Source organism: Streptomyces corynorhini, from assembly GCF_003346515.1.
Taxonomy (GTDB): Bacteria; Actinomycetota; Actinomycetes; order Streptomycetales; family Streptomycetaceae; genus Streptomyces; species Streptomyces corynorhini.
In genome coordinates this window covers 1-6,490 of the sequence record NZ_QQNA01000332.1, presented here as the reverse complement: position 1 = coordinate 6,490, position 6,490 = coordinate 1, and the positions used below count along the sequence as shown (strand labels likewise).

At 73.2% G+C, this 6,490-nt stretch carries 7 protein-coding genes; 3 read left to right on the top strand and 4 right to left on the bottom strand.

All coding sequences use genetic code 11. The features are described 5' to 3' along the window. Positions 1-73: 73 nt before the first annotated feature. The 3 genes from DVH02_RS31070 to DVH02_RS31060 all read right to left on the bottom strand — a co-directional run bounded on the left by DVH02_RS31070 (position 74) and on the right by DVH02_RS31060 (position 3,501). Positions 74-1,189 carry a glucosidase family protein gene (locus DVH02_RS31070; RefSeq protein WP_407697701.1) on the bottom strand — a complete coding sequence of 372 codons (1,116 nt, stop codon included), beginning with the start codon at positions 1,187-1,189 and terminating at the stop codon, positions 74-76. A gap of 2 nt (positions 1,190-1,191) precedes the next feature. After that, positions 1,192-1,944 (bottom strand): class I SAM-dependent methyltransferase, encoded by a 753-nt coding sequence (locus DVH02_RS31065; RefSeq protein ID WP_114627185.1) that lies wholly within the window; start codon positions 1,942-1,944, stop codon positions 1,192-1,194. Between the two features lie 216 nt (positions 1,945-2,160). Next, entirely contained in the window at positions 2,161-3,501 is a 1,341-nt protein-coding gene (locus DVH02_RS31060; RefSeq protein WP_114627184.1) for a glycosyltransferase family 4 protein, read from the bottom strand. A gap of 273 nt (positions 3,502-3,774) precedes the next feature. On the opposite strand from DVH02_RS31060, the gene DVH02_RS31055 reads away from it, so the two are divergent. Together DVH02_RS31055 and DVH02_RS31050 are read left to right on the top strand one after the other, a co-directional pair. Further along, positions 3,775-4,404 (top strand): TetR family transcriptional regulator, encoded by a 630-nt coding sequence (locus tag DVH02_RS31055; protein WP_114627183.1) that lies wholly within the window; start codon positions 3,775-3,777, stop codon positions 4,402-4,404. Positions 4,405-4,781: 377 nt separating this feature from the next. Next, the gene (locus DVH02_RS31050; RefSeq protein ID WP_158575964.1) at positions 4,782-5,105 is read left to right on the top strand and encodes an STAS domain-containing protein; all 324 of its coding nucleotides are present in this window, start codon (positions 4,782-4,784) and stop codon (positions 5,103-5,105) included. On the opposite strand, the gene DVH02_RS31045 is transcribed toward DVH02_RS31050, so the two are convergent. Beyond that, a complete protein-coding gene (locus DVH02_RS31045) occupies positions 5,078-5,980 on the bottom strand; it encodes a LysR family transcriptional regulator (RefSeq protein ID WP_114627181.1) in 903 nt (300 codons plus the stop codon). The two genes, DVH02_RS31050 and DVH02_RS31045, sit on opposite strands and share 28 nt — an antisense overlap. 103 nt (positions 5,981-6,083) lie before the next feature. Between DVH02_RS31045 and DVH02_RS36855 the strand changes: the two genes are divergently transcribed. After that, positions 6,084-6,218, top strand: coding sequence for a hypothetical protein (locus tag DVH02_RS36855; protein WP_267899091.1), 135 nt, complete (start codon positions 6,084-6,086; stop codon positions 6,216-6,218). Positions 6,219-6,490 lie beyond the last annotated feature (272 nt).

The following is a 6,490-nucleotide window of genomic DNA, read 5'->3' as shown; positions in this document are numbered from 1 at the left end:
GCCTTCCTCCGGGCCTCGCCCCCGCTCCTCCTCCGGGCCCCGCCCCCGGTCCCCGCGGGTCCCGACCCCGGTGTCAGCCGCAGCAGTCGGGTTCCAGGCCGAGCGGCAGACGTTCGCCGCCGAACACGGCGGTGGTCGCCTCGTCCCCGCCGAGCGCCGCCACCGCCAGCAGGAGCGAGCCCGCCGTCCAGGAGGTGCGCTCGTCGGGCCAGAAGGCGACGTCGCCCTCGAAGACGTACCCGGTCCAGTAGAGGCCGTCGTCGGCGCGCAGGTGCTGGATGGACTGGAGGATCTCCAGCGCCCGGTCGGACTGGCCCATCACCCAGAGAGCGAGGGCGAGTTCGCTGCTCTCGCCGCCCGTCACCCAGGGGTTGGGCAGCACACAGCGCACCCCGAGTCCGGGGACGACGAAGCGGTCCCAGCCCTCGGCGATCCGCGCCGTGGCCGGTTCCCCGGTCAGCGCGCCGCCCAGTACGGGGTAGTACCAGTCCATCGAGTAACGGCCCTTGTCGAGGAAGCGCTCCGGGTGCGAGCGGATCGCGTGGGCGAGCGCGCCCGCCGCCAACTCCCAGTCGGGCTGCGGCTCCTCGCGCTCCTCGGCGATGGCGAGCGCGCAGCGCAGCGCCTGGTACACGGAGGAACACCCGGTCAGCAACGCGTCGTCGACGGGCGTGCCGTCGGCCTCGCGCTTCCAGCCGATCTGGCCGCCGGGCTGCTGGAGTTCCAGGACGAACTCCATCGCGGCGTGCACGACGGGCCACATCCGGTCGAGGAAGCCGTCGTCGCCGGTGGCCAGGTAGTGGTGCCAGACGCCCACGGCCACGTACGCGCAGAAGTTGGTCTCGCGGGACCGGTCGGTCGCGACGGCCGCGCCGTCGCCGCGGACCGGGCCGTCCGCCGGGGCCGCGCCCGCGTCGGCGTAGGCCGCGTACCAGGACCCGTCCTCGTTCTGGGTCCTGGCCAGCCACGCGTACGCCCGCGCCGCCGCCTCGTCCTCGCCCGCCGCGTCCAGCGCCATGGCCGCCTCGGTGTGGTCCCACGGGTCCAGATGGTGGCCGTGGAACCAGGGGATGGAGCCGTCGGGGCGCTGGACGGCCAGCACGGCGGCCACCGTCCGCGCGGCCTGTTCCGCGGTGAGCACACCGGGCAGGACGAGATGTTCGGTGGCCTCGGGGCCACGCCTGGGCAGGGTCACTTGGTGTCCGTGGCGCGGGAGGCGGCCGTCACGGGCAGGTGCGGCTTGGTCGCGTACGCCACGAAGCTCTTGCCCACGACCGGGTTGAGGAGCTGCTCGGTGACCCGGGTCGCGAGGGGCTTCTTCATGATGTCCCACACCAGGAGCTTGTGGTACGCCCGGACGGGCAGCGCCTGGTCGTTGTCCACGCCGAAGGCGCACTTGAGCCACCAGTAGGGCGCGTGCAGGGCGTGCGCGTGGTGGGTGCCGTACGGCTTGAGCCCGGCCTGCCGCATCCGGCCGAGGAGTTCGTCGGCCTTGTAGATCCGGATGTGGCCGCCCTCGACCTCGTGGTACGCGTCGGAGAGCGCCCAGCACACCTTCTCGGGCCCGTACCTCGGCACGGTGACCGCGATCCGGCCGCCCGGCCGCAGCACACGGACCATCTCGGCGAGCACACCCTTGTCGTCCGGGATGTGCTCCATGACCTCGGAGATGATCACCACGTCGAACGACTCGTCGGGGAACGGCAGATGGAGCGCGTCGCCCTCCATGGCGGTGGCGGTCGCGCCGGGCGGCGCCTCACCCTCCGCCTTCATCGCCGCGAACCACTTGGCGACCTCGCGGATCTCCTCGGCGTTCCGGTCGAGGGCCACGACCTGAGCGCCGCGCCGGTAGCACTCGAAGGCGTGCCGGCCCGCGCCGCACCCCAGATCGAGCACACGGTCGCCCGCGGCGAGCGGGAAGCGGGTGAAGTCCACGGTCAGCACAGGGTCGTCCTGCTTTCGCGGTCGGTGGTACGGGCGGTACGGAAGAGACAGGCAGTACGGGTGGGACGGGCATTGCGGGTGAGGCGGGCGTTGCGGGCAGTACGGGCGTTGCGAGCGTTGCGGGTGAGGCGGGCAGTACGGGCGTTGCGGGTGAGGCGGCGGTACGGGCGTTGCGGGTGAGGCGGCGGTACGGGTACGGGTACGGCGGACGCCGCATCAGCGAGCGCCTCCACGGACCGCCGCCACGTTACGGCCCCGGTCGCGCCGCCGGGCGATCGCCTCCCGGTACAGCTCGGCGGTCCCGCGCGCGGCCCCGGCCCAGGTGAAGCGGGCCAGCACCCGGGCGCGGCCCGCCGTGCCCAGCCGGGCGCGCAGGTCCGGGTCGCCGAGGAGGCGGCCGAGGGCCACCGCGAGCGCGCCCGCGTCGCCCGGCGGCACGGCGAGGCAGGTCTCGCCGTCGGCGCCCGCGACCTCGGGGATGGCGCCGCCGGTGGTGGCGACGAGCGGGGTCCCGGTGGCCATCGCCTCGGCGGCGGGCAGCGAGAACCCCTCGTACAGGGACGGCACGCACGCGATCTGCGCGCCCCTGACCAGCTCGACCAGTTCGGCGTCGGAGATGCCCTTGACGAACCGGACGGCGCCGTCGAGGCCGAACCGTTCGATGGCCTGCGCGACCGGCCCGTCCTCGGCCCGCTTGCCGACGACGACCAGGTGCGCGGCGGGGTGTTCGGTGCGGAGCTTGGCGAGCGCCTCGACCAGGTGGACGAGTCCCTTGAGCGGCACGTCCGCGCTGGAGGTCGTGACGATCCGGCCGGGGATCTCGGGCACGGCCGGATCGGGCGAGAACTGCTCGGTGTCGGCGCCGATGTGCACGACGTCGATGCGGTCGGACCGTACCCCGAGGTGGTCGGTGATCTCCTGCTTGGAGGAGCCGGAGACGGTGAGCACGGACGGCAGCCGCCGCGCGACGCGCCGTTGCATCCGGGTGAAGCCGTACCAGCGCCGTACGGAAGCGCGTCGGCGCCAGTCGGCAGCGGCGGCGAGGTCGAGTTCCCGGTCGACGGTTATGGGGTGGTGGATGGTGGTGACCAGGGGCGCGCCGAGGTCGCCGAGCAGTCCGTACCCGAGGGTCTGGTTGTCGTGGACGACATCGAACTCCCCCGCGCGGGCGGCGAGATGGCGCCGGGCCCGGAGCGAGAAGGTAAGCGGCTCGGGGAAGCCGCCGGTCCACATGGTGGAGACCTCGACGGCGTCGATCCAGTCGCGGAACTCGGCGCGCTTCGGGGTGCGGAAGGGGTCGGGCTGACGGTAGAGGTCCAGGCTGGACAGCTCGGTGAGCGGTACGCCCTCGTCCAGCACCGGGTAGGGCTGGGCGCCGATGACCTCGACGCTGTGGCCGAGCCGGGCCAGTTCGCGGGAGAGATGGCGGACGTAGACGCCCTGGCCGCCGCAGAACGGGTTCCCCTTGTAGCTGAGCAGTGCGATCCGCAGAGGGCGTTCGCCCCCGTCGTCCCGGGGCCCTGGTTCGGTGTCCGCTTCCATGGCCTCAGCGGTCACTCTCGGCCCCCTTTTCACTGCGCTCTCGGGTTATTTCGCGGAGCGTAACCGCTGGCGCCGAGCTAGAACAAGTTCTCGTACGCCGGGGTGCTCCGCGCGCGGCCGGGTGACGGGATCCGGCGGGCGCGGGCGCCCCGCGCCCCGAATCTACCGACAGGTAGCCTCGGAGCGCCCGGTCCGATCAGGTGATTCGCACCACCACGCGCCCTTACGATGCTGTCGACAGGCCGAGGGGACGGGACGGGACGGGGACGGGGACGGGGACGGGGACGGATGACAACGGATGCCGACCCGGCGTCACTTCCCGCACCGTCCGCCGCGCTGACCGAGCGCCAGGAGGCGCGGCGCCGCAGCATCCTGTGCGCCGCCGTCCGGCTGGCCCGCCGGGGCGGCTTCGACGCCGTACAGATGCGCGAGGTCGCCGAGGAGGCGGGCGTCGCGCTCGGCACGCTCTACCGGTACTTCCCCTCCAAGGTCCATCTGCTCGTCGCCACCCTGCGCGACCAGCTCGAACAGCTGCACGCCGCCCTGCGGGAACGGCCCCCGAGCGGCGCCGACGCAGCGGAACGCGTCGGCGAGACCCTGCTGCGCGCCTGCCACAGGATCCAGCGCGATCCGTATCTGGCGGACGCGATGTTCCGCGCGCTGACCTTCGCCGACCGGGGCGTGAGCGACGAGGTGGCGTCGGTGTCGCGGCGGATGACGGCGATCGTGCTGGAGGCCATGGGACCCGCCGTCGGTCCGCACGGCCCCACGCCCCAGCAGCTCTCCGCCGTCCGGGTCGTCGTGCACACCTGGCACGCGGCCCTGATCAGCGGGCTGGCCGGGCGGACGTCGGGCGCGGAGGTACGGGCGGACGTCATGACCGCCTGCCGGCTGATCGAGCTGACGACCCCGCGCTGAGGGCCAGGCCCTCCCGGGCGCGACGACACCGCGCGGGAGGGCTCCGGAAGGGTTTCGGGAGGGCTCGGGAAGGGCTCGGGAAGGGCTCGGGAAGGACTCCGGAAGAGCCCCGGCAGGACACCGGAAAGGCCCTGAAGGACTCCGGAGGCATATGAGGCCGGTGAGCGGGCAGTGGCCGAAATGACCGGGCTGCTCGACGGCGCGCCCTTCCTGACACCTCGTCACGGGATCGCACGGTGTAACGTGCCCCGGTCGTCGCACTGGCCCGTGAAACGGCCGGGCCGGCCAGAAACAGTCACCGACCAGCCGTCACCGACCAGCCGTCACCAACCAGCCGTCACCCAGCCACCGAACCGGATGAGCGAGGTCCCATCTCCGTGCCGCCGTCGTACGAGCCCCTCCATGTGGAGATCGTCTCCCTGCGTGACCATGTGCTGGTCCGGGTCCGAGGCGAACTCGACTGCGACACGGGGCCCGACCTCTTCGCCACGCTCGCGCCGCTGGCGCACCACCGGGTCGAGCTGGACTTCAGCCAGGTGCACTTCATGGACTCCACGGGGCTGAACATCCTGCGCAGCCAGCGCCGGGCCAGCAGGCAGGCGGGCGGCGATCTGTGCCTGCGGCTCTACACCCCTCCGGTACGGCGGGTGCTGGACGTCACGCGCACCTTCGACTACCTGACGGCACCCTGCGACGCGTGAGCGGGCCGCTCGGTCCTGCCCTCGAAGTCCTGGGCGAGCAGCGCGCGCATGGCGCCGACCGCGCCCGCGACCATCGCGGGGTCGGCGCCCCGGCGCGCGTGGGCGCTCATCCGGATGGCCGGTGCGGGCGGCAGGTCGTGACGCTCGCTGAGCCCGTCGGGCGCCTCGCCCAGCGAGGCCAGCAGCGCGGCGCCCAGCCCGGCGCGCGCGGCGTCCAGGACCCCGGCGAGATAGCCGGCGTCGCAGACCACGGTGGTGGGGACATCGCCCTCGGCCAGCACGTTCAGGGCGCGGCGGCGGATCGCGCACGGGTCCTCGATGGCCACCAGCGGCAGCGGCGCCGGAGCGGCCGGCGGCGTCCAGTCCGGCGCCGCGTACCAGCTCAGGGGCAGCCCGCCGACGGGGGTCCCCTCGGTGCCCGCCGCCTCGGTGACGTAGACGGCCAGATCGACGGCGCCCCGGTCCACCGCCTCGACCAGCCGGGCCGAGCGGTCGATCCGGAACCGCACCCGGCACCGCGGGCGCGCTTCGCGGACGGCGGCGGTGAGCAGCGGGAGGATCCGGTCGGCGGCGTGTTCGGTGGAGCCGATGACGACGGCGTCCTCCTCGTCGCCGAGGAGGACGCGGACCGCCTCGTCGTGGACGGCGACGATACGGCGTGCCTGTTCCAGCAGGCGGGCGCCGTCGGCCGTGAACCGGGTGCCCCGGCCCGCGCGTTCGACGACCGGGCGGCCGAGGGCCTTCTCCAGCCGCCGTACGTGCTGGCTGACGGCGGACTGACTCAGCGCCAGCGCCTCGGCGGCGCGGTGGAAGCCGCCTCGGTCGGCGACCGCGAGGAGGCTGCGCAGCGCCGTAATGTCCAGTACGGGGGCCATGGGCGCACGCTAGCACCGAATCCCTGATCGATCAGAGAACGTGATCGATGATGAGTGCGAATCGTCGTTGGACGTGCGGGACGGCGTCGGCCATCCTGGATCCATGTTGCGAACAGTGAACGGGGTGGCCGTCGCGCCGCAGCCCGTCGACGCCCGGCGGCCCGCCGCCGTGGGTGTGCCGCTGACGCAGCGCCGCGTGGTCGACTTCGGTCTCGTCAGCAGCGCCTGTTGTCGCTGACCCGACCGGTCCCGCCGCGTCGGCCCTCTCCGGCTCCGTCACGCGGGGTCTGATCTCGCCCGGTGTGACGGAGTTGGGCGTGATCTCGCCGGGTGCGATCTCGCCGACCGGACCGCTCAGGTCCGATCCGGATCAGTCCGGACCATTCCCGAATGATCCCGACTGATCCGGATCGGTCCGCGCTCGCCGATCACATCTGATCCGGCCATTTATTACCCCTTCTCTCCCTGTTTCCTTCCGCTCCGCTCGTTCCCCGCTCCGTCCCTCCCCGC